Here is a 20,604-nt window from a genome sequence, read left to right on the forward strand (position 1 = left end):
CCCGCGGGTCACTCCGTTCCCCGCTCGCTATTCCGAGACCGTCGCTACGCTCAGGTCTCGCTGTCCTCGAACGGCAGTTCTATCTCGTAGCCGACGGCGTCGATAGCCGCCTGCAGGACGCCCTGGACGTTGTCGTCCTCGGTGACGCTCATGTAGTGGTCGGCCTCGACGTCGGTCGAGCGATCGCTCTTGTTCCCGACGGTCAACACCGGCGCGTCGAACAGCGATTCGATGTCGTCGCGGAGTTCGAGTTGCTGGGCCAGCGGGTAGCCACACTCGCCGCTGGGGTCGACCAGGACGAGCACGGCGTCGGCGAGGTGTTCGAGCGCGCTCACGGCTTGCGATTCGATCTCGTTGCGCTCCTCCGGCGGCCGGTCGAGCAGCCCCGGCGTGTCGACGAGCTGGTAGCGGATGCGCTCGTGTTCGACGTGCCCGACGCGAATCTGGGTCGTAGTGAAGGGGTAGGACGCGATTTCGTTGTCGGCGCGGGTGACGCTGTTGACGAAGGAGGACTTCCCGACGTTGGGGTAGCCGGCGACGACGATGACCGGCTCGTCGGGCCGGATGTCCGGCAGCCCCTTCAGCGCGTCGCGGGCCTTCGAGACGGCTTCGAGGTCCCCGGCGACCTGTTCGGTGATGTCGGCCATCCGGGCGAAGGCCTGCTTGCGGAGCTTCCGGGCGGTGTCGACGTCGCTGCGGACGACCCGGCCCTCGTACTCCTGGCGGATCTCCTTGGCTTTCCGGCCGGCCCAGGAGATGTTCGAGAGGTGCTGTTTCAGCGCGTCGATGCCGGGGTCGTCGTCTGCGGGGTCGGTCTCGCTGACGACGGCGTCGGCGAGCTCGACGTAGAACGGGTCCAGCTCGTCGATAGTCGGCCACTGCGTGGCGACGTTCTGGAGGTTGTCGGAGATGATGTTCGAGGCGGTCATCAGCATCGACTGCTGGGCCTCGATACCGGTCTTGGACCCGGAGGCCCGCGTCGCCCGCGAGAACGCTTTGTCCAGTATCTCCTCGGCCCGAGGGGTGGTCGGGAGATTCTCGAAAGGATGGCTCATTGCTGCGTCTTTGACCGTCACCGGGTAAAAGGTCGTTCAATCGGAGTTCCGGGAGCGAGCCACGTTTTTGTCCGTCGGGTCCCCAAGGGCCGATATGGCACACATCGACGCCGACGAGATTCTGCCGAACGGCCACGTCCAGCAGATGGCCGCCGAGGGCGAGATTACACAGATGCACCGCGGCCACGAGTACGCCGACGAGGGCGACACGTTCGACATCGACGGCCAGAGGTTCGAGGTGACCGACGTGACCCACCGGACGCTGGGCGATTTGACCGACGAGGACGCACAGCGAGAGGGGTCGGCAGATCTCGACGCCTACCGGGAGCGACTGAACCACGTCCACGACCAGTTCGAGTGGGACGACGACAGCGACGTAGTTCGACACAGATTCGAGGTCGTGAGCGAGTAGGCAGCGCTACGGATACTCCGTCACGCAGAAGCCGTTGCCCTCGGGGTCCTCCAGCACGGTCCACGTCGAGGTGTGGGTCTCGTACGCCTCGGTCTTGGTCTCACGGACCGTCGCACCGAGGTCCCGGAGCCGCTCGACGGCGGCCTCCCTGTCGTCGGCCGAAACGTCCAGATGGATGGGGAGGTCCCGCTGTTCGTCCGTCGGGTGGTCGTTGAACAGCAGGTCCGGCCCGTCGTCGGGCCGCTCCACGATTGCCGAGTCCAGCGCGTCCGGGAGCGCCCGCCGGTCGCCGTCGAGGGCGGCCGCCCAGAAGTCGGCTAGTTCGTCGGGGCTTCTACAACTGAAAGTTATAAATTTCAGCTTTGGCATGCGTAATGTGCATTGCCCGGTCTGGATAAAGGGCCGGTGTCGGCGGAAAGAACTGCCAGGTGCGCTGGCTGCCACCGTGTCACATCGCGTGGCGGCCGCTCGGCGTTGCCCGTCGCCCGCCACTTGCAGTAGGGCCCGCGGGGTTACCGGCGCTCGGCCAGTTCCGCCCGGAGGTCCTCGATGTCCATCCCCTTCATCGACAGCAAAACGAGCAGGTGATAGACGATGTCGGCCGACTCGTGTGCGATTTCCTCGTGGTCGTCGTCCTTCGCCGCGAGGACGAGTTCGGTGGTCTCCTCGCCGAGTTTCTCCAGGACGGCGTTCTCGCCTTTCTCGTGGGTGAAGAGCGAAGCGGTGTAGGAATCGTCCGGGAGGGTCGCTTTCCGGTCCTCGATGACCGCAAAGAGGTCGTCGATGACGGCCTCGGTGTCGTCGTTCATACGCGGATGTCGACGCCGTCGCCCTTCAGCGCGTCGCTACGACTCGACGCTGTCGAAGAAGGCCAGGTCGTGGACGCGCGGGTCCTCGGTCAGTTCGGGGTGGAAGGAGGTGCCGACGACGGGGCCGTGCCGGATGGCGACGGGGCGGTCGTCCCACGAGGCCAGCACCTCGACGTCCGACCCGACGTAGTCGATGAGCGGCGCGCGGATGAACACCGCCGGGAACGGCTCGTCGAACCCGGCCACGTCCAGTGGCGCCTCGAAGCTGTCCTTCTGGCGACCGAAGGCGTTGCGCTCGACCGTGGCGTCGACGAGGTTCAGCGTCTCGACGCGGTCGTCGTGGGCGTCGCTGGCGGCGACGATGAGGCCCGCACACGTGGCCAGTACGGGTTTCTCGGCCGCGACGTGGGCCTCGATTTCCGCCGCGATACCCTCGCGGTGGACGAGTCGGGAGATAGTCGTCGACTCGCCACCGGGCAACAGCAGTACGTCACACTCGGGAACGAGGCCGGATTCGCGAATCTCGACGACCTCGGCCGTCTCGTCGTGGGCCGCCGCGGCCCGCTCGATGGCTCTCGCGTGCTCGGAGACATCACCCTGCACGGCGAGGACGCCTGCCCGTAAGCTCATGACAGCCTGTACGGCGGTGACTGTCAAAACCTTCTCGTCTCGACGAAGTGTTGTCACGGCCGAGGTGGTTGTCACGGGCCAAACCGTTAGGTGGCGTGCTCCCGAGAGTCACAGCATGGGCGAACGACCCCGCGACCCGGTCGAATCCAACGCCGACCGGTCGGCGGACCTCTACGAGATCTCCGACTGGGAGGTCAGGTCGCTGTTCGACCGCGTGGTGTATTTTCTGTACTACGCCGGCCAGTGGGCGCTGCGCGGGCTGGTGATTCTTCTCGCCATCGCGATTCTGGCGGTCCAGATCGCGTTCGGGAGCCTCGGTGCGCTCGGTGCCCAGCCGCTGTTTGCCGCGCTCGCGGCGCTGTCGGCGATTCCGGCGCTGGTGCTCGCGGGCTACATCTACTACGCCGACGTGACCACACAGGAGCCCCTGACGCTGCTCGTCGGAACCTTCATGCTCGGCGTGCTGTTTGCCGGCTTCGCCGCCATCCTGAACACGGTGTTTCGAGGGCCCGTCCAGTTCGTGGGCTCGGGCTTTGGCCTGCTGCCGTTCCTGGGACAGGTCGCCTTCTTCTTCCTCATCGTCGGCCCCGTCGAGGAGAGCGTGAAACTGCTCGCCGTCAGGCTGTACGCGTTCCGTGACGACCGCTTCGACGCCGTCATCGACGGCGCGGTGTACGGCGCGATGGCCGGGCTGGGCTTTGCCACCATCGAGAACGCGCTGTACATCGTCCAGAACACCGATGTCGTCACCGGGACCTTCCAAGCTATCAACGAGGGCAGCGGCATCGCGGCCGTCCGGGCACTGGCCGGCCCGGGCCACGTCATCTACTCGGCGTTTGCGGGCTACTATCTCGGGCTGGCGAAGTTCAACCCCGAGGACGCCGGCCCGATAGTGTTGAAGGGGCTGCTCATCGCGACGGTCATCCACGCGAGTTACAACACGCTGTCGGGCCCCGTAACGGTGATACTGTCGGCGGTGTACGGCGTCAACCAGTTCGTCGCGTTCATCGGATTCGTCGTCGTCTTCGACGGCGTCTTCATCGTCCTCCTGTTGCGGAAGCTCGACGCCTACCGGCAGGCGTACAACGAGGCCCAGGTCGCCCGGGAGCCGGAGAGCGAGCCGGGCGTCCCCGACTTCGAGTCCTAGGCGAGCTGTTCGACGTACTTCGCGACCACGTCGACTTCGAGATGCACCGGGTCGCCGACCGATTTCTCCGAGAGCGTCGTCTCCTCGTAGGTCGTCGGGATGATGGCCACGTCGAACCGGTCGTCGTGGCGGGCGGCGACGGTCAGCGAGATGCCGTCGACGGTGATAGAGCCCTTCTCGACGAGGTAGTCACGCTGGTGCTCGGGCAGTGAGAACGAGAAAGTCCAGTCCGCGCCCTCCTGCTCGATAGCCGCGACCTCCGCCGTGGCGTCGACGTGGCCCTGTACGATGTGGCCGTCGAAGCGCCCGTCGGCCGGCATCGCCCGCTCCAGATTGACGCGGTCGCCCTCGGTCAGCGAATCGAAGAACGTCTTCGCCAGCGTCTCCCGGGCGAGGAAGAACTCGGCCCACTCGCCGTCGGCGAACGCCTCGACGGTGAGACAGGCGCCGCTGACGCTGATGGACTGGCCGTGGTCGAGCCCCTCGAACGGCGTCCCGACGCGGATGCGCCGGCCGTCCTCGTCGTCCGTCACTGCCAGTACCGCACCCGTCGCCTCGACGATGCCGGTGAACATACCCTCCGGTAGGGAACTGCCGGGCAAATGGGTTTGGCTCTCTGTTGGCGATACGCTCGACTGTGCTAACAGTGCGGACAGCCAGAAAGTCCCGGTGGCTGGTCGAGACTCACGCTTCGACGGCCTGCCGTGCGACGGCGGGTTCCTCACCCAGCGCCAGCCGAACACTCTCCTCGAACCCGGTCAGCTCCGGCCGGACGTACTCGTCGATACCGCGGTCGGTGACGACGACGCGGTTTTGCAGCCCGTCGACCAGCGGCTTGGCGACGCTGACCGGCACGTCAGTCACCAGCCCCAGCCAGCGCGCCGACAGCCCCGGCGAGAGCACCGGAACGGGGACGATGAGCGGCGGGCGACCGACCAGAATCCGGGCCGTCGTCGTCAGTATCTCCTGATATGTCAACACGTCCGGCCCCCCCACCTCGTAGGTCTCACCGGCCGTCTCGGGCTGTTCGAGGACGCCGACGAGATACGTCACCACGTCGTCGACGTAGATGGGCTGACACTCCGTGCGGACCCACGACGGCGTCACCATCACCGGCAGCCGGGCCGCGAGCTGACGGATTATCTGGAAGCTCGCCGAGCCCTCGCCGATGACGATAGCGGCCCGCAGCGCGGTCAGCTGCGCCTCACCCTCCCCCAGCAACCGCTCGACCTCCCGGCGGGACTGGAGATGCTCCGACAGCACCTCGTCCTCGCTCCCCAGCCCGCCGAGGTAGACGAGCCGCTCGATTCCGGCGGCGTCGACCGCCCGCCGGAAGTTCCGGGCGGCCCGGCGGTCCCGCTCCTCGAAGTCCCCCCCGGCCTGCATCGAGTGGACCAGATAGTACGCCGCGTCGACCGACGGCAGCGTCAGGTCGGCGTCGAGCACGTCGCCTTCGACCACCTCGACACCGGCGGGCGCGACGTAGCTCGACGGGTCCCGGATCAGCGCGACGACGTCGTGGCCCCGCTCGACCAGACGCGGGACGAGGTGGCCACCGACGAATCCGCTGGCTCCGGTGACGAGGACGCGCATACCCGTGGATAGGACTCCAGTGGCTTAACAGCAAGCCACAGCGCCACCGGTCTGTCGTCGGAATTGCTGACGATTCACGCCTCGGGCACCCATCCCGGCCCTCGGTCAGTCAATCATCAGCAACTGCGGCTAATTTACGTCTCGGGCACGCCTCGCAGCCCTCGATCAGTTAATCATCCGCATCCGTCTGCGCTCGGCGCTGAATCGCCCGCTGGACGAACTCCTCGGGCAGTTCGTCGATTTCGCCCGCCTGAACCGCCCAGAGGTTCGCGTAGAGCCCGTCCTCGGCCAGCAGGTCGTCGTGGCTCCCGCGCTCGACGACCCGGCCGTCTTCGAGCACGAGGATGACGTCCGCGTCCCTGATGGTCGAGAGCCGGTGGGCGATGGCGAAGGTCGTCCGGTCGGCGGTGAGCTCGTCGAGCGAGCGCTGGATGAGCATCTCCGTCTCCGTGTCGACATCGCTCGTGGCCTCGTCGAGCACGAGGATGTCGGGCTCTTTGAGCATCGCGCGAGCGATGGCGATGCGCTGGCGCTGGCCGCCCGACAGTTTGACGCCGCGTTCGCCGACCATCGTCTCGTACCCCTCGGGGAGGTTCCGGATGAACTGGTCGGCCTCGGCTGCCTCGGCGGCCGCGCGGATCTCCGCGTCGGTGGCGTCGAAGCTGCCGTAGGCGATGTTGTCCCGGACGGTGCCGTAGAACAGGAACGTCTCCTGGCTGACGTAGCCGATGGCCCGCCGGACGGAGGGTATCTGGACCTCGCGGAGGTCCTGGTCGTCGATGCGGACCGTACCCGAGTCGGGGTCGTACATCCGCAAGAGGAGTTTCATCACGGTCGATTTGCCCGCCCCGGTCGGGCCGACGAGCGCGACGGTGTCGCCGCCCGCGACCTCGAAGGAGACGTCGTCGAGCACGGGGTCGTCCTCGCCGTAGCCGAAGCTCACGCCGTCGTACTCGACGGTTCCCTCGGTGACCGATAGCGGCGGGGCCTCGTCGGCCTCGGCCAGTCGTCCCGGCGTCTCCATCAGCCCGAACACCCGCTCGGCGGAGGCGTAGGCCCGCTGGTACATGTTGATGACCTGCCCGAACTGGGCCATCGGCCAGACGAAGCGCTGGGTGTAGATGATGAAGGCGACGAACCCGCCGGTCGTGAGTTCGAGCGTGAAGAACCCGGGGGCCTGCCCGACGACGATGAGCCCGCCCAGGACGAACGTGACGACAAAGCCCAGCCCGGAGACCAGCCGCAGGCCCGGGAAAAAGGTGATTCGGGTGCCAATGGCGTCCCAGTTCGCGTCGAGGTAGTCCTGTGAGCTGTCCTCGACGCGGTCGGCCTCGTACTCCTCGGTGGTCGCGGTCTTGATTATCTGGATGCCGCTGAGGTTGTTCTCCAGCCGGGAGTTCAGCGAACCCACGGAGCCCCGGACCTCGGCGTATTTGGGCTGGATGGTCTCGATGAACCACTTCGTGAAGACGGCGATGATGGGCACCGGCAGCAGCGCGACCAGCGCCAGCTGCCAGTTGATGTAGAAGAGGTAGGCGGCGATACCGAGCACCATGATGACCAGCCGCGAGGAGGAGTTCAGCCCGTCGTTGAGGAATTTCTCCAGGCGGTTCACGTCGTTCGAGAGCACCGACATCATCTCGCCGGTCTGCTTGTCGGCGAAGAACTCCATGTTGAGCCGCTGCATCGTCTCGTAGGTCTCCGTGCGGACCGAGTGCTGGACGTGCTGAGCGAACTTGTTCCACCCCCAGTTGCGCGCGTAGTGGAACACCGCCCCGAACCCGAAGGAGGCCGCGATGAGCCCCGCCGTCAGCCAGAGCTGCCCGGTCGTCCCCCCCGGAATCCACGCGTCGGGAACGAACAGCAGGTTGTAGCTCGTGTTGCTCTCGATGACGGCGTCGATAGCCAGCGCGAGCAGGAGCGGCGGCAGCAGGTCCAGCATCCGGGCGAAGACCGAACTGACGAGCCCGACGACGAAGGCGAGTCGCTGGTCCCGACCGTACTCCGTGAACAGCCGCCACATCGGCCGGTCGACCCGGTCGCGGGCGTCCTCGAACACGTCGTCGTCCGACGCCGCCTCGATATCCATTGCCCACGGGTAGCGGTTCGAGCCCCAAATACGCGTCGGGCTCTGGAACGAGAACGGTCGTATGTAGTGCAGCGGATGACGATGTGGATAGTCGGAAAGCCCCGGTACCAGTCCGCGTCGACGGTACTCCGAACAGCCAGAAAGCCCCCGGACGACAGACGGACCGCAGCGAACGAAGTGAGCGAGGACCGCAACGAGTCCCGGGAGCTGAGAACGTGGGGGCTTTCCGGCTGTTTGTAGTGCTGTGTTGACCGTCACTCGCGACAGTCGTTCATTCGACCCCAGCGGGCAGTTCCACCGTATCGCCGACACCGACGCCGGTGCGGTTGGTCCACCCGCGGTTCACTTCGAGGACGTACTTCCCGCGGCCCGAATACCGTTCGCTGTAGGACTCGCCCTCCGGCGGTGCGGGCGCGTGGTGGATGGTGGTGATAGTGCCGTTAGAATCGATGAAGATGATGTCGAGGTCGAAGTCCATATCGCGCATGACGTAGGTGTGCTGTTTCTCCTCGTCGTGGACGAACAGCATCCCCTCGTCGGGGCCGAGCGACTCGGTGTCGCTGAGACCGGTAATTCGCTGTGACCTGTTGGCCGCGATGCGCACGTCGACGGTCGCCAAGGTCCGGGACTCGTCGCAGGCCGAGACCGCGGTCCGGTTGGGCGGTGCGGTACACGGCGTCGAGTTGTCGCTGTCGGTGACCGTCACTGTCCCGGTCTCGTAGCCGCCGACACCGAGGACGTCGATCCAGAGGCCGCTCTGGAAGACCACCACGGCGACGGCGAGTGCGACGACGACCCCGAGAACGGCAGCGAGCGCGCGGCGTCCCATGGGTACACCGTGGACCAGCCGATGGGTAAGCGTTCCGCCCCAGAGAGAAAGCGTTATTCCTGCCGATGGAAAAACTGCGAACGCGGGTCCGTGGTCTAGTTGGTTATGACGTGGCCTTTACAAGGCCGAGGTCGGTGGTTCGAATCCGCCCGGACCCACTTCTGACGGCGACTGCGACGAACGGAGTGAGGAGCCAGCGCCGTCTGTGTGGGTGACAAGGATTCGAGCCCTGAGAGACGAGCACAGCGAGTCTCTCTCCGGTTCGAATCCGCCCGGACCCACTCTTCTGTGACGAACGGACGTGAGGAACGAGGAGTGGAATCCGGCGGATGCGAAGCAGACGAGGCGCGCGCAGCGAAGCGAGCACGTCTCGGCGTGGTTCGAATCCGCCCGGACCCACTGAACGTCTCGCGGCGCTCACTTGCGAGCGCCGCGTGTGTGAAGCGGCTGGCGGATGCGAATCAGGGAACGGAGCGAAGCGGAGTGACCGTGGTTCGAATCCGCCCAGACCCACTTCTGACGACGCACACGGGGAGTCCGTCTCGGCGTGGCCCGAATCCGCCAGTCAGCTGTCAGCTGCCGAAACTCACTTACCCGGAGTTGTGGTACCACCACCCATGATAGACGGCTCGACCTGTCCGTACTGCAGCGGGCACGTATCCACGGAGAACGGCACGGAGTACACCTGTGACGACTGCGGGGAGGCGTTCGACAGCGCCGACCTCTTTCTCCCGTAGGGCGGCGGGCTATCGAAATCCTTTTTTCTACCCTCGTCCTCGCTCGAAGTGCGCCGCCTTAGCTCAGACTGGGAGAGCACTCGACTGAAGATCGAGCTGTCCCCGGTTCAAATCCGGGAGGCGGCATTTTCTGTAGCCGACCGTCACCGCAACGACCGCGTCGTCCGGTCGATGGCAAGGTGGAGAGCAGAGAGCGCGCTATCGCAGTATACACCAGTTACTGACCGAAATTTATTTCATGGCGCCGAGTGTGGTTGTGCCGTATGAACGTACTCAAGATTCTGTTGGAGGCGGTCGAGGGGTATCTTTCGGGTGGGGCGAGCGAGGCACTCTCGGAGGGAGCAGAGGAGGCTGCGGAAGAGGCGACGGGGAAAGAGCTGTAGGACGACGTCGCGGTCACGAGCGGTGCGTGCGGGGAGGATACTACCACTGCAACGCAGGGGCGTGTCTGAGTGTCGGGCGGTTGAGCAACGGTACTCCTGCCCGCGTGCAAGCCCGCGCTACTCGATATCGAGGTCGGCGAGCGTGAGCCGCCAGTTCTCGCAGTCGGTGAGAGACAGGCCGTCGACGTGCCAGGCGTCGGCGTCGTCTATGTCCCCCGCCGGCAGCGGTCGGACGGCGACCCGCGAGACGCTGGGAAGCCGGGAGGCCGAGAGGGCGCTGTCGTGCCAGAAGCCGTAGCGGCGGCGGAGCCGCGGGGCGTACCAGCCGGGTGATTTGATCACGTCGGCGTCGCGGTGGTCACGGAGGAGCCGGACGAGGAGCGACGCGACGACATCGGCGTGGCCGGGGTCATCCATCGGCTGGACGTCCAGAATCATCGTGGTCACACAGCCGTCGCGGCGCTCGGTCGCGGCGACGAGGCTGGCGACGGGAGCGCCGCCGTCGGTGGCGACGTAGGTCGTCGTCTCCCAGTTGGGGTTGTCGAAGCGCCAGTCGAGGTAGGTGTCGTCCCGCGGGACGTGGATGGCGTCCGGTGGCGCCGAGTCGTACAGCCGTTCGACCGTCTCGACCGGGACGCCGTCGTGTGACTCGACGGTGCTGTCGTTCGACGGGGCGTTGAGTCGGTCGAGGGCGGTGAGGCCCCACTTCGTGGCCGCCGAGGCGAGCCACAGGACGGGGGCGAGCGCCCGCTCGGTGGTGGGGCCGACGGCGTCGGTGAGCAGCGGGCGGGGGTTCTGGACGCGATAGCTCGTGGGCAGGTCGCCGACGACGCGCCAGTCGAACGACTCCAGCCCGGGGAGCAGGGCGTCGTTCGGGAAGTTAAACAGGAGGTCGACGTCGTCGGCGACGCGCTGGAGGAGCCGCTCGGTCATCCGCGTGAACAGGCCCTGCCGGCGGTGGTCGGGGTGGACGAGCCAGTCGACGGGCTGGTAGGCGGCGAGGCGCTGGTCGCCGATGCGGAGGGGAAACGCCAGCAGCGGTTCGACGCCGACGACGCCGTCGTCGGCTTCGGCGACGACCATCTGCACGCCGTCACAGTACGGATTCGCCCGGAACCGCCACTCGAACCAGTCGCTGTCCTTCCTGTAGCCCCAGACAGTCTCGTACAGCGAGAGGAAGGCTGCCCGGTCGCTCGATCGGTACGGTCGAATCCGATACTCGTCCCCGGCCATGTTCGAATAGCCGGGGAATACGCGCCTTGTAATACTCAGGCTATCCGCTGTGCCCGGACGGACTGGTGCCGCCGACTGTCAGCGGGGACACCGACCGTCCAGCGCCTGACTCGGCGCGGGTAAGCCGGGCCAAACGAACGCCGGTCGGTCCCTGACACGCGCCGACCGACGGCAGAAACGGAGCGGCGTATGGGCAGATAACTCGAACGGTATCTTTCGCGTTTGAATCAGTGAGACGTATGGGAAACGTAGCCGCCACTGGGGTGCTGGCGCTGGTTTGCTCGCCGGGTGTAGCGGCGTTCTGGGCGGACCGAACGTGGTGGAAAAGGAGTGCGTGGAGGTGGCCGGCGCGTTCGCCGACTACACTGCTGTCGTCGAGAATCCCGAAGAAGAGACGATGACGGTGAACGTTACGGCAACCGTCGGCGGAACGTCCAACTCGAAGACGGTCGATATCGAGCCCGGCAAACAGCGGAACGTCTCGCTGACTGTCGGGGTCGCGGGCGACGTCGAATACGCTATCGAGGTGACGGAAGTGTCGGACTGATACTGGTGGCTGTACGTTCGTCACGATATTCGCCACCCCGTGGTGGCGAATTACTACAGTTTGTTACAGCCACCAGTATGAACGGCGGCCGTCCCACGTAGAGACGCACTCACACGAAGGGATCTGTGGCCCAGAGACGACCCGGTGTGTCAGGTGTGCTGTTTGATTTCGTTTTTCATGCGGCGACGAATCATCTCGGCGTCGGCGCGGTCGAAGGTGAGCGAGGCCTCCATCTCGTCGAAGTCCATGTCGTACTCTTCGGCGACCTCGTCGACGGTGTCGAACTCGACGAACACCCGGAGGTCGTCACTGCGGGGGACGATTGTGACTTCGAGTTCGTCGAGGTCGTCGGTGAATCGACTGTCCGTCGGCCGGAAGTCGAACTCCTGAGCGAACGGTCGGTCGTCGAGATACGGCGTCTCGACGAGTTCGGCGTATCGGAGTGCGAAGCCGAGCTCTTCGAGGGCGTCGAACAACGCCTGTATGTACGCGTCGGGGACGATGTCGATGCGGTCCTCGTCGGTCGGGTCGACGGCCCAGTCGATGTCGAGACCGGTTTCGAGCCACACCGACGCGCCGCCGCGGGTCAGTGGCACCCACGGCGGGATTTCGATGTCGACCGGAACCGTCCGCTCGTCGCCCGGCGAGAGCTCGATCTCCTCGTCGAGAGCGAACTCCGTAATGAGGCGTTCCTCGTCCTCGCCCTCGGAGAGGCGCGTCTTCAGGTCGAAGTAGATACCGTCGATCTCCTGTGTCGCGTCGCCGCCGTACAGTTCCACCTCGGCCGTGACGGTCTCGCCGGGGACCAGTTCCGTCCGGGGAAAGACCGTATCCACTGTCGCCGCACCGACACCGATGCTCGAGAGGACTCGTTTCATAGCCTGTAGTTATTAATATTAATAGTATAAAAACAATCGGAATGTGGATACGGCCCGTCAGTGGGTCGCTTACGGCCGACCCTTCGTGACCGTCTGGGGAGCACCGCCGAAGCGCATTACCCGCTCCAGTTAGTACTGTGACACATGCCGGGCGAGTCCGCGGACTGGCAGACGACGGCGAATCGCGACCTGATACGTGAGTGGGCGGGCGCGCGGGACGCGGTGCCGACGGCGGTCGAACAGTCGGACGGGCAGGTCGAGCTCCGCATCGAGCGGGCCGACGACACCGAGGGGACTCGGCTCCCGTGGGACCGTTTTTTCGACCTGTTGGAGAAGGAGAGGCTGGCGCTGCGCTACCGGGAGCGCCAGGGCCACGACGACCTGCAGGCGGACTACGCGTTCGTCCGTCGGGGCGACCGGGACGGAGAGGCGGAAAAGACGACCGAGCCAAGGGGGGTCGACAGCGACCAGCTCGCGACCAGCGACACGGGCGGCGACGAGCCGGCCATCTTCGACCGCGTGGAGAGCGAGCCGCGGGCCGACGCTGGCGAGTCGGCCCAGGACACGCCGATGACCGAGTCCGCCCGCGGGTCGGTCGACGCGGCGGAGGCGGTCGTGCTCGACGAGATTCACGAACAGCGTGTCGGCCCCGACGAGTGGCGAGGGTCCGACGAGTACGTCGTCCTGGAGAACGAGGGCGACGCGCCGGTCGACCTGTCGGGCTGGGTCGTCGAGACCGACCGCGGACAGTCCTACCGGTTCGAGGGGGAGACCACCCTCCGCCCCGGCGAACAGCTCACCCTCCACGGCGATACGGGGAAGGACACTGATTCGGAGCGGTACTGGGACGCGGCGGAGTCTCTCTTGCCCGCGGACGGGGCGACGATTCGCGTTCGGACAGCCGACGGCGAGCAGGTGTTGCGTGAGACGTACAAGAGCGGCGGGTAGCGGCGAGGCGGCGGGAACGGTTTCGCGTTCCGGCACCCCAGGAGCGAGTCCCGCGCGGCCTCGTGGACCGGACGGACCTCGTCGAGGCACCGGCCGGCGGCGTCGGCGTGACGGCGGTCGCCTGCGACTGCAAGAGAAGTGCACACAACGCGCTGTCCGCTCTATCCTGTAGCCTCCTCGCCGCGACCACACGATGTCCCCCGAAACACCGAACGCGACACGGACTCGCCGGCCGGCCTCGCACCGGGCCATAGACTGGCTGTTGCTCGGGGGGAATCGGCTGGTGGTCACCGCCGCAGTCGTCCTCGTCACGCTGGCGCTCCTGCTCGTGTTCCAGCCCGTGCCGCGACTCACCGATCGGAACATCACCCCGCTGTTATACGCCTTCAGCGCCCTCATCGGCGGGAATCTCAACCTCCTCACCATCGTCGTCTCCATCAACCAGCTCGTCCTCACGCGGGAGCTCAAATCGCCCGGGAAGTTCAGAGAGGAGATAGCCGGCATCCGCGAGCTCCGCGAAGACGTAGCGTCGGTGAGCGACGAGGCGTTCGAGCCACTCACGCCCGCCAAGTTCGCGCTGAGCCTCCTCGACGCGATGGACGAGGAGCTGGCGACGCTGCGGGAGTCCGGCGACGACCGGCGGGAAGCGTTCGCCGCGCGCCTCACCGAGGATATCGCGGCGGTCCGGGCGGCGCTCGACCGGCCGGTGCGAGCCACTGACGAGATCGTCATCGCGCTCCTGGCGGTGGACTTCGCGGAGCTGTACCACCGCGTCGACCGGCTCCGGCAGGCGGAGACGCCACCGGTCTCGTCGGCCGAGCGGGAGAGCGTCGACCGCCTCGCGGCCCAGCTGGAGCTGCTGGCCGTCACCCGCGAACACTTCAAGCAGCTGTTCACCCGGGAGAGCCTCTCGAACATGTCCCGCATACTGCTGTACGTCGGCGTCCCGGCCGAGACGTTCATGGCGGTCGTGTTGCTCCGGTTCATCGGACTGTTCGGCGCGACGTCGGTGGCGCCCCCGCTGTGGCTGGTGAACGCTGCCGTCGCCGCGGGCCTCGCCCCGCTCGCCGTCGTCTTCGCGTACGTCCTGCGGGCGGCCACGATAGCGCGACGCACCGCGACGGCGACGCAGTTCAAGACCGGCGCGGAGCGGCTGTGACGGCCGAGTGTCCCCGCCGGCCGCGACCCGGCTCTCAGCCGTCGGTCCGTTCGAGGTCGACCAGCGCGTCGTGAACGCGGTCGCTGGAGCGTGAACTCCGGATGAGGTGCGCGGCGCCGGTCGCGGTGCGGTCGTTCAGCCAGCGCGCGACGCGGCGGCGGCTCCGGAACCGGGAGTCCATCGCGACCGCCGTCCGCCAGGCGCTGTCGCGGCACTCGTCGATGGTGACCACGGTCAGCCACTCGTCGAAGCGCCCCAGCGAGCTGTCGAGGGCGGCGAGTCCGTCGGCGTCGCGGTCGGCCAACCCGTCCTGTGCCTCGTCGACGAGCTCGGCGATAACGTCGATGACGGCGCAGTGGTCGGCGTACTTCGACGGCCGGTCGGCGCCGACGCCGACGTCGTCGAGCGCGAGCGCCAGGTCGTAGTTGATGTGGGCGTTGACCCCGAGCATCGCGTCCTGCAGCACCAGCGAATCGCCGCCGTCGGCGGCCTCGAAGGCCAGCCACCACGGGTCGGCGAGGGCGTCGGTATCGCCGGTCTCGAAGTCGCGGACCGCCACGCGATACCGGTTGGCGAAGGCGACGAGATAGTCGGCGACCCAGTCCGGGTCGGTAAACGCCCTCCGCTGGACGCGGCGACCGACCGCGTCGGTCATCCGCGCGTAGATACCGAGAAACACCGCACGGCGGTCCTCTCGCGTCTCGAAGGCCCGCAGGAGCGCGCCGAGCTCTCGGTGAACCGCCTCGACGTCCGTGTACGGCTCCGCGACCAGGGCGAGCAGGTCGGGGTCGCCCGAGCGGTCGGTTGGCTCGGGCTGTCGCCCCCGGATGCCGCGAACGACCGACCGGAACCGTCGCCGGCGGCTCCCATCCGGTGACTGCGTGGCACGCATACGGCGTCAGTCGACGGACAGGCGCTTAACCCTGTGTGTCGGCCGGCTCGGCGGGCTTGCGGCCCACGACGAGAGTCCACCACTTGACACACTGGGTCCGCCGGTACAGCGGGAACAGCGCCGCGGCGACGGGGCTCTCGGCGATTCCGGCGACCACGAGCGGAGAGCCGAGCGTCTCCGTGTCCACGACCTCGAAGGTCGACCGGACGAGCTCGTCGACGTCGGCCTCGGAGAGGTGACCATACCGGTCCGTGTCTTCGTCCAGAAACCCGAACCGAAACGCGAGCCGTTTGGTGACGCGTCGGTACAGCCCCGGCGTCCCCTCTAGGAGGACCAGTCGGCCGCCGGGTTTCAGGACGCGCCGGGCCTCACGCAGCATCGCGGGCCGGTCCTCGGCGGGGACGTGGTGGAGGAACCGCCGGCCGATGACGGCCTCGAACGAGCCGTCCGCGAACGGCAGCGACCGCGCGTCCCCGAGGACCGCCGGCGTCCGCACCCGTCGAACGTTCGGCCGCCACGCCTCGGTCCCGACGTCCGCCTGCGGGTGGACGTGCTGGCCGAAGGCGAGTTCCAGTGTCTCACCGCCCGGGAGATGGGTCGCGATCAGTTCGTCGTGGCGCTCGTATATCGCCGCCAGCAACGGGTGCTGTCGGACGTCCCGCGGCCGCTCGACGATAGCGCCGTCCTGTATCTCACACGAGGTCTCTGCCATGGTACACCCGGCTGTCAGGCCGTTCCCGGCGACGGCGCTTCGTTATGTAGCCGCAAGCCGCGCGACGACTGCGACTAGGCAGGAGGTAACCCGAGTTCGGCCCGGCTGAATCGGGGCGGTTCGCTCACAGGCATCCGGTCCGTCGACACGGACTCGACGGTGTCGCTACCGGCGACCCCAAACGCTCATCTCCGGGGGCGACCCAGCCGATAACGACAGCGCACCGATGGTCCGCCAGACACCCACCGACAGCCACCATCCCGGGCCGCCGCGGTTCCTGCAGGTCGGCCAGCGCATCGTCGACCCCGTCTTCGTCGACGTCGAACACGGGTTCGACCGTGACAACCTCGCACCGACGGTCGCGGGGACGCCGGAGCGCGACCCCGACGAGTACGGCGCTGCGGCCTTCACGTGGTCGCTCGCCTCGCGACCGGCCGGGAGCAGCGCCACGCTCCGGTACGCGCCGACGCCGTACGACGACCGCGACCGGTACGACCACGGCCTGCACAACACCGCCGAGTTCGAGCCCGACCGGCCGGGGACCTACGTCCTCGAACTCGCCGCGCCGGACGATACACACGAGTTGACGATACGCGTCTTCGACGGGGACGAGGACGCCGCGGCGGCCGACGGCGTCGGCGGCGCCGGGGCGACCGACAGCGGCGGGCCGCCGCGCATCGAACTCGGGGGCCGGTACGACGCGGCCGCCGACGAGTTCGTCGTCGAGTCCAACCCCGAGCTCGCGCCCGACAGCCACGCCGTCGAGTCCGAACTCGACGTGGCGTTTCTCCCGCACGACGCAGCGAGTCTCGAAGCGACCGACATCCGCGTCGAAGGGACGACCGCACGGGTCCCCGCGGCCGCACTGGACGGGCCGACAAGCGTCTACGCGGCGCCGTTCGACGGGCGCCGCGTGGGCGTGGCCGACCAGATACTGCTGGACCCCGACGGCGAGTCCGTCTCCCTCCCGAACCGACCGCCGGACTGGCTCGACGACGCCGTCGTCTACGAAATCTTCACCCGCTCGTTCGCCGGCGAACCCGGCGAGACGACGTTCGAGACGCTGACGGAACGCGTCGGCTACCTCGACGGCCTCGGCGTCGACGTGGTGTGGCTGACACCCGTCGTCCCCGCCTGGAGCCCCACCGTCGAGTCGGCACCGGGCGGCCCCCACGGCTACAGCGCGACCGACTACTTCGACGTGGCCCCGGACCTGGGAACGCTGGCCGACTTCGACCGGTTCGTCGAGTCGTGTCACGACCGCGGTATCCGGGTCTGTTTCGACCTCGTCGCGAACCACTGCGGCTGGACCCACCCGTTCTACCAGGACACCATCGCCGAACTCGGCCCCGAGCCCGACGACCCCTACGCGTTCCCGGACGTCGAGGCGTGGGACGAGTCCTCGACGTACTTCGACTGGTTCGACCGCCAGCTGGGCCCGAGCCGCCACGACGCCGCACCGGCGGGGACCGGCTTCTTCGGCGTCCGGCTCCAGCCGAACCTGAACCACGGCAACGTCGCCCTGCGGGAGCACCTGCTCGCGGCCGTCGAGTTCTGGGCCGAGCGCGTGGACGCCTTCCGCTGTGACATCGCCTGGGGCGTTCCACACAGCTTCTGGAAAGAGGTCCGCGAGCGCGTGCGCGCAATGGACGCCGACTTCCTCCTGCTGGAAGAGGCCATCCCCCGGACGCCGGCCTTCGCCGCTTCGGAGTTCGACCTCCACTTCGATACGACGGGGTTTACCGACACAGTCCACGCTGTCGCTCGCGGCGAGCGACCGCCGGCCGACCTGCTGGACGCTATCGAGGCCCGCGAACGCGACGGGTTCCCCCGCTACACCCGGCTGCTCAACGCCACCGAGAACCACGACGAGGCCCGTCTGGCCCACGAGGCCGCCGTCGGCCACCGCGATGAGCCGGCGGCGGTGGCTCGGGCCGCGGCCGCAGCGGCCTGTACCCTCCCCGGCGTCCCGATGCTCTACTACGGACAGGAACGGCTCATCACCCGGCACGGAGAGCGCCGGGAACTGCCCTACGCCGACGACCCGGAGCGGGCCGACGACATCGAGCGCGACCCGTACAAGCGGGCGTTCGTGAACTGGGAGACGTGTCCGGAGTCTCACCTCGAATTCTACCGCGACCTCGTCGCGTTCTACCACGAGTCGCCCGTGCTCGGGCCGACGGCCGGGCTCGTGCGCCCGGCCTACCGCACGGAGGCGCCCGAGGACGTGCTGGTCTTCGGTCGCGACGCCGGCGCGGAGAAACGCATCGTGGTCGTCAACTTCGCCGCCGACCCGCGGACCGTCGACCTCCGGCCGGTCGTCGACACCACGGACCGGTTCACGGGCACGGACGTGGCTGTCGCCCGGAGCGACGACGCCGTCACCGTCGAAGTCGAACGGCTCGCAGTGCTCTCGACGCCGACGCTGTTCGACCGGGGACGCTGACGCTCTCGCAGGTGCCGGGACATCAGTTTTGTCGCTCCGGCACGAACGCCGACCCCCCACTGCCGACCCGGTCGGACCACTGCACGGCGTCGTCGGGGAACGGAGACCGACCATGAGTCAGCAACCACCGTTCGACCGGCGGGAAGAACAGTCCGAGCAACAACGGGTGACAGGAGCAGAGCGTCGACAGCCCGGACAGCAACCACCACCACAGCAGCAGCCATCGCAACAGCAACCAACGCACCAGCAGCAACAACAGCCACCACAGCAGCAGCCACCGCACCACCGCCTATCGCGACAGCAACCACCACAACGGCAGCCACAGCAGCAGCCAACGCACCAGCAGCCACAGCAACAGTCACAGCAGCGACAGCCATCTCAACAGCGAGCGTCGTCCCGGAATCGACAGGGCGCCCAGCGCGGAGGGACAGGCGGTGCACAGAAAGTCGAGCAGGGCGACGAGTACGTCCACGTCCGGTTCCGGGACCCGGACGCCTTCGAGACGATTCGGACCCCCGACTGGGCGGCCCACGCGGCCCAGGACATCGCGCCGGGAGCCGAGGTCCGCACGGGGAAACTGAAGGGAAGCGGCGAGTGGCACACCGAATCGGTCCTGATTCCGACGCCGGTGGACCGGCAGACGGCCGTCCAGTTGGCGAATCGGATCGTCCGGAAAATCGGGGAGTGAGCGGCCCGATACCGCGGCGTCAGGGTCTCACGTCCCGCCGTTCTGGACTCGCTGCCCGTCGGTGGCAGTCTCGACGACGACCAGTTCGAACTCCGGCCGGTCCCCGCCGGGCGTCCCCGTCGCTGTGCCTTCGGTCGGCGTCTGTCCGGGCGTTCCCTCTGTCGGCGTCTGTCCGGGCGTTCCCTCCGTCGGCGTCTGACCGGGCGTCGCCTCCGCAGTGCCTGTGTCGGCGTACCCGACCGCGAAGGCGCTGTAGACGGTGCCTGCTTCGAGCGAGACATCGGCGCTAACCGGTGGGCCTTGACCCTGGCCACCGCCCTGACCTTGACCCTGACCACCGCCCTGACCCTGACCCGGAGTCTGCCCTTGACCTTGCCCGCCGCCCTGACCTTGACCCTGGCCACCGCCCTGACCTTGGCCCGGAGTCTGCCCTTGACCTTGTCCGCCGCCCTGGGGCGTTGCGACGATATTCACTTCCCCGAGGTTCGGGACCGCGTGGAAGATACGGACTCGGGACTGTCCCTCGGACGGACTGGAGAGGTCGTCTTCGAGGAGTTCGACACGGAACGCGCCGGTCTCCTCCGGGGTCCCGGTTTCGCCGTCCGGTGGCGTCGAACCCCCACCGGGCGTGGGAGTGGCCGTGCCGGCAGGGGTCGTCCCACCGTCTCCCGCCGCCGGTCGAATCAGGAGTCGGTAGTCACCGGCCGGGACGGTCGCGCTCGCGCTCTCACCGAAGGCGAGGCCCTGAACGAGCGGCCCGGCCTGCCCGCCGCCACCCATCTGTAGCTCCTGCGCCATCGCCGGCGTCGCCCCCGTTTCCGTCCCCGCCGGCTCGGTCGGGGTCGCACCCCCGTCGGGCGTGGGAGTGGCCGTGCCGGTCGGCGTCTCGGCGGGTCCCTGTCCGGCCTCGCCGAAGGCGACGGCGGTGAGAGTCGCCCCCTGCTCGACGGTCACCTGCTGGTCGTAGAGCACCGTCTCGCCGTCCTGCGAACCAAAGAGGTCGCTGAGAAACCCGCCCAGAAGCCCCTGCTCGGCGGGGACGATCCGCAGCTGGTAGGTTCCCGGGTCGACCGACTGGTAGCTGGTCACGTTGCCGAAACTGAGCCCCTCGACGACCGCCTGGTCGTCGAGACGGACGGTGACGTCCGGGGCGTCCGGCGACGCGTGAGCGACCCGCAGGGCAGTCTCCCCGTCCTGTGTGGTCGGTGTCTGTTCCTGAGCCGTGACGACGGAACTGCCGACGATTCCTGTGGCACCGATAATTCCCGCCCCCTGAATGACCCGTCGACGTGTCGTTGTCTCGTCCATCGTACGCGCGTCTGGTAGCCACTGTCTTTGTTATCAGCCGGGCACCGAGAGAAAGCCCACCGTATCCGCGAGCCCCGCGGTGGAGCGGGCTCGCCGCGACGGGTAACGT

The 20,604-nt window shown here is 67.6% G+C and carries 20 protein-coding genes and 2 tRNA genes; 9 read left to right on the forward strand and 13 right to left on the reverse strand.

Annotated elements, in window-relative coordinates:
• Positions 1-50: 50 nt before the first annotated feature.
• The gene (locus NDI56_RS15715; protein ID WP_310920601.1) at positions 51-1,055 is read right to left on the reverse strand and encodes an NOG1 family protein; all 1,005 of its coding nucleotides are present in this window, start codon (positions 1,053-1,055) and stop codon (positions 51-53) included.
• Between the two features lie 94 nt (positions 1,056-1,149).
• Here NDI56_RS15715 and NDI56_RS15720 point away from each other — a divergent pair, with 94 nt between their 5' ends.
• Complete coding sequence (locus NDI56_RS15720; protein ID WP_310920602.1) at positions 1,150-1,467, forward strand: ASCH domain-containing protein; 318 nt, start codon at positions 1,150-1,152, stop codon at positions 1,465-1,467.
• A 6-nt stretch (positions 1,468-1,473) separates the two neighbouring features.
• Here the strand turns inward: NDI56_RS15720 and NDI56_RS15725 are convergent, their stop codons facing one another.
• The 3 genes from NDI56_RS15725 to pdxT form a co-directional block, all read right to left on the reverse strand.
• Positions 1,474-1,836, reverse strand: coding sequence for a VOC family protein (locus NDI56_RS15725; protein ID WP_310920603.1), 363 nt, complete (start codon positions 1,834-1,836; stop codon positions 1,474-1,476).
• A gap of 143 nt (positions 1,837-1,979) precedes the next feature.
• Positions 1,980-2,276, reverse strand: a complete 297-nt coding sequence (hisE, locus tag NDI56_RS15730) for a phosphoribosyl-ATP diphosphatase (protein WP_310920604.1) — start codon at positions 2,274-2,276, stop codon at positions 1,980-1,982.
• A gap of 36 nt (positions 2,277-2,312) precedes the next feature.
• On the reverse strand, positions 2,313-2,906 hold the full coding sequence (pdxT, locus tag NDI56_RS15735) for a pyridoxal 5'-phosphate synthase glutaminase subunit PdxT (RefSeq protein ID WP_310920605.1): 594 nt from the start codon (positions 2,904-2,906) through the stop codon (positions 2,313-2,315).
• A 115-nt stretch (positions 2,907-3,021) separates the two neighbouring features.
• On the opposite strand from pdxT, the gene NDI56_RS15740 reads away from it, so the two are divergent.
• Positions 3,022-4,053, forward strand: coding sequence for a PrsW family intramembrane metalloprotease (locus NDI56_RS15740; RefSeq protein WP_310920606.1), 1,032 nt, complete (start codon positions 3,022-3,024; stop codon positions 4,051-4,053).
• Here the strand turns inward: NDI56_RS15740 and NDI56_RS15745 are convergent.
• The 4 genes from NDI56_RS15745 to NDI56_RS15760 form a co-directional block, all read right to left on the reverse strand.
• Complete coding sequence (locus tag NDI56_RS15745) at positions 4,050-4,628, reverse strand: riboflavin synthase (protein WP_310920607.1); 579 nt, start codon at positions 4,626-4,628, stop codon at positions 4,050-4,052. The genes NDI56_RS15740 and NDI56_RS15745 overlap by 4 nt on opposite strands.
• A 109-nt stretch (positions 4,629-4,737) precedes the next feature.
• Positions 4,738-5,646, reverse strand: a complete 909-nt coding sequence (locus NDI56_RS15750) for an NAD(P)H-binding protein (RefSeq protein WP_310920608.1) — start codon at positions 5,644-5,646, stop codon at positions 4,738-4,740.
• Between the two features lie 169 nt (positions 5,647-5,815).
• Positions 5,816-7,735 carry an ABC transporter ATP-binding protein gene (locus tag NDI56_RS15755; RefSeq protein WP_310920609.1) on the reverse strand — a complete coding sequence of 640 codons (1,920 nt, stop codon included), beginning with the start codon at positions 7,733-7,735 and terminating at the stop codon, positions 5,816-5,818.
• A gap of 271 nt (positions 7,736-8,006) precedes the next feature.
• Positions 8,007-8,564: a DUF192 domain-containing protein gene (locus tag NDI56_RS15760; RefSeq protein ID WP_310920610.1), complete on the reverse strand. Its 558-nt coding sequence runs from the start codon at positions 8,562-8,564 to the stop codon at positions 8,007-8,009.
• A gap of 84 nt (positions 8,565-8,648) precedes the next feature.
• Between NDI56_RS15760 and NDI56_RS15765 the strand changes: the two genes are divergently transcribed.
• Positions 8,649-8,722 (forward strand) — tRNA-Val (locus NDI56_RS15765).
• Positions 8,723-9,353: 631 nt separating this feature from the next.
• A tRNA-Phe gene (locus NDI56_RS15770) sits at positions 9,354-9,427 on the forward strand.
• A 374-nt stretch (positions 9,428-9,801) separates the two neighbouring features.
• On the opposite strand, the gene NDI56_RS15775 is transcribed toward NDI56_RS15770, so the two are convergent.
• Positions 9,802-10,917: a GNAT family N-acetyltransferase gene (locus NDI56_RS15775; RefSeq protein WP_310920611.1), complete on the reverse strand. Its 1,116-nt coding sequence runs from the start codon at positions 10,915-10,917 to the stop codon at positions 9,802-9,804.
• Between the two features lie 319 nt (positions 10,918-11,236).
• Here NDI56_RS15775 and NDI56_RS15780 point away from each other — a divergent pair, with 319 nt between their 5' ends.
• Entirely contained in the window at positions 11,237-11,464 is a 228-nt protein-coding gene (locus tag NDI56_RS15780; protein ID WP_310920612.1) for a hypothetical protein, read from the forward strand.
• Positions 11,465-11,613: 149 nt separating this feature from the next.
• On the opposite strand, the gene NDI56_RS15785 is transcribed toward NDI56_RS15780, so the two are convergent.
• Entirely contained in the window at positions 11,614-12,342 is a 729-nt protein-coding gene (locus NDI56_RS15785; RefSeq protein ID WP_310920613.1) for a sporulation protein, read from the reverse strand.
• A 144-nt stretch (positions 12,343-12,486) separates the two neighbouring features.
• Between NDI56_RS15785 and NDI56_RS15790 the strand changes: the two genes are divergently transcribed.
• Positions 12,487-13,290 carry a lamin tail domain-containing protein gene (locus NDI56_RS15790; RefSeq protein WP_310920614.1) on the forward strand — a complete coding sequence of 268 codons (804 nt, stop codon included), beginning with the start codon at positions 12,487-12,489 and terminating at the stop codon, positions 13,288-13,290.
• Positions 13,291-13,483: 193 nt separating this feature from the next.
• Positions 13,484-14,449 carry a DUF7972 family membrane protein gene (locus NDI56_RS15795; RefSeq protein WP_470303416.1) on the forward strand — a complete coding sequence of 322 codons (966 nt, stop codon included), beginning with the start codon at positions 13,484-13,486 and terminating at the stop codon, positions 14,447-14,449.
• Positions 14,450-14,483: 34 nt separating this feature from the next.
• Here NDI56_RS15795 and NDI56_RS15800 read toward each other — a convergent pair whose 3' ends face one another.
• Together NDI56_RS15800 and NDI56_RS15805 are read right to left on the reverse strand one after the other, a co-directional pair.
• Positions 14,484-15,341: a DUF5995 family protein gene (locus tag NDI56_RS15800; protein ID WP_310920616.1), complete on the reverse strand. Its 858-nt coding sequence runs from the start codon at positions 15,339-15,341 to the stop codon at positions 14,484-14,486.
• Positions 15,342-15,366: 25 nt separating this feature from the next.
• On the reverse strand, positions 15,367-16,053 hold the full coding sequence (locus NDI56_RS15805; protein ID WP_310920617.1) for a class I SAM-dependent methyltransferase: 687 nt from the start codon (positions 16,051-16,053) through the stop codon (positions 15,367-15,369).
• Between the two features lie 226 nt (positions 16,054-16,279).
• Here NDI56_RS15805 and NDI56_RS15810 point away from each other — a divergent pair, with 226 nt between their 5' ends.
• Complete coding sequence (locus NDI56_RS15810; RefSeq protein WP_310920618.1) at positions 16,280-18,499, forward strand: alpha-amylase family glycosyl hydrolase; 2,220 nt, start codon at positions 16,280-16,282, stop codon at positions 18,497-18,499.
• 112 nt (positions 18,500-18,611) lie between these two features.
• Positions 18,612-19,187: a hypothetical protein gene (locus NDI56_RS15815; RefSeq protein ID WP_310920619.1), complete on the forward strand. Its 576-nt coding sequence runs from the start codon at positions 18,612-18,614 to the stop codon at positions 19,185-19,187.
• A gap of 27 nt (positions 19,188-19,214) precedes the next feature.
• On the opposite strand, the gene NDI56_RS15820 is transcribed toward NDI56_RS15815, so the two are convergent.
• The gene (locus tag NDI56_RS15820; protein ID WP_310920620.1) at positions 19,215-20,495 is read right to left on the reverse strand and encodes a DUF4397 domain-containing protein; all 1,281 of its coding nucleotides are present in this window, start codon (positions 20,493-20,495) and stop codon (positions 19,215-19,217) included.
• Between the last annotated feature and the right edge of the window lie 109 nt (positions 20,496-20,604).

This window comes from Halomicroarcula saliterrae, from assembly GCF_031624395.1.
In the GTDB taxonomy this organism is placed as follows: Archaea; Halobacteriota; Halobacteria; order Halobacteriales; family Haloarculaceae; genus Haloarcula; species Haloarcula saliterrae.

What these genes read in the sequence shown, in the direction of transcription:
- NDI56_RS15715 (WP_310920601.1), bottom strand. Translation starts at nt 1,055, where the DNA reads ATGAGCCATCCTTTCGAGAATCTCCCGACCACCCCTCGGGCCGAGGAG.
- NDI56_RS15720 (WP_310920602.1), top strand. Translation starts at nt 1,150, where the DNA reads ATGGCACACATCGACGCCGACGAGATTCTGCCGAACGGCCACGTCCAG.
- NDI56_RS15725 (WP_310920603.1), bottom strand. Translation starts at nt 1,836, where the DNA reads ATGCCAAAGCTGAAATTTATAACTTTCAGTTGTAGAAGCCCCGACGAA.
- hisE (WP_310920604.1), bottom strand. Translation starts at nt 2,276, where the DNA reads ATGAACGACGACACCGAGGCCGTCATCGACGACCTCTTTGCGGTCATC.
- pdxT (WP_310920605.1), bottom strand. Translation starts at nt 2,906, where the DNA reads ATGAGCTTACGGGCAGGCGTCCTCGCCGTGCAGGGTGATGTCTCCGAG.
- NDI56_RS15740 (WP_310920606.1), top strand. Translation starts at nt 3,022, where the DNA reads ATGGGCGAACGACCCCGCGACCCGGTCGAATCCAACGCCGACCGGTCG.
- NDI56_RS15745 (WP_310920607.1), bottom strand. Translation starts at nt 4,628, where the DNA reads ATGTTCACCGGCATCGTCGAGGCGACGGGTGCGGTACTGGCAGTGACG.
- NDI56_RS15750 (WP_310920608.1), bottom strand. Translation starts at nt 5,646, where the DNA reads ATGCGCGTCCTCGTCACCGGAGCCAGCGGATTCGTCGGTGGCCACCTC.
- NDI56_RS15755 (WP_310920609.1), bottom strand. Translation starts at nt 7,735, where the DNA reads ATGGATATCGAGGCGGCGTCGGACGACGACGTGTTCGAGGACGCCCGC.
- NDI56_RS15760 (WP_310920610.1), bottom strand. Translation starts at nt 8,564, where the DNA reads ATGGGACGCCGCGCGCTCGCTGCCGTTCTCGGGGTCGTCGTCGCACTC.
- NDI56_RS15775 (WP_310920611.1), bottom strand. Translation starts at nt 10,917, where the DNA reads ATGGCCGGGGACGAGTATCGGATTCGACCGTACCGATCGAGCGACCGG.
- NDI56_RS15785 (WP_310920613.1), bottom strand. Translation starts at nt 12,342, where the DNA reads ATGAAACGAGTCCTCTCGAGCATCGGTGTCGGTGCGGCGACAGTGGAT.
- NDI56_RS15790 (WP_310920614.1), top strand. Translation starts at nt 12,487, where the DNA reads ATGCCGGGCGAGTCCGCGGACTGGCAGACGACGGCGAATCGCGACCTG.
- NDI56_RS15795 (WP_470303416.1), top strand. Translation starts at nt 13,484, where the DNA reads ATGTCCCCCGAAACACCGAACGCGACACGGACTCGCCGGCCGGCCTCG.
- NDI56_RS15800 (WP_310920616.1), bottom strand. Translation starts at nt 15,341, where the DNA reads ATGCGTGCCACGCAGTCACCGGATGGGAGCCGCCGGCGACGGTTCCGG.
- NDI56_RS15805 (WP_310920617.1), bottom strand. Translation starts at nt 16,053, where the DNA reads ATGGCAGAGACCTCGTGTGAGATACAGGACGGCGCTATCGTCGAGCGG.
- NDI56_RS15810 (WP_310920618.1), top strand. Translation starts at nt 16,280, where the DNA reads ATGGTCCGCCAGACACCCACCGACAGCCACCATCCCGGGCCGCCGCGG.
- NDI56_RS15815 (WP_310920619.1), top strand. Translation starts at nt 18,612, where the DNA reads ATGAGTCAGCAACCACCGTTCGACCGGCGGGAAGAACAGTCCGAGCAA.
- NDI56_RS15820 (WP_310920620.1), bottom strand. Translation starts at nt 20,495, where the DNA reads ATGGACGAGACAACGACACGTCGACGGGTCATTCAGGGGGCGGGAATT.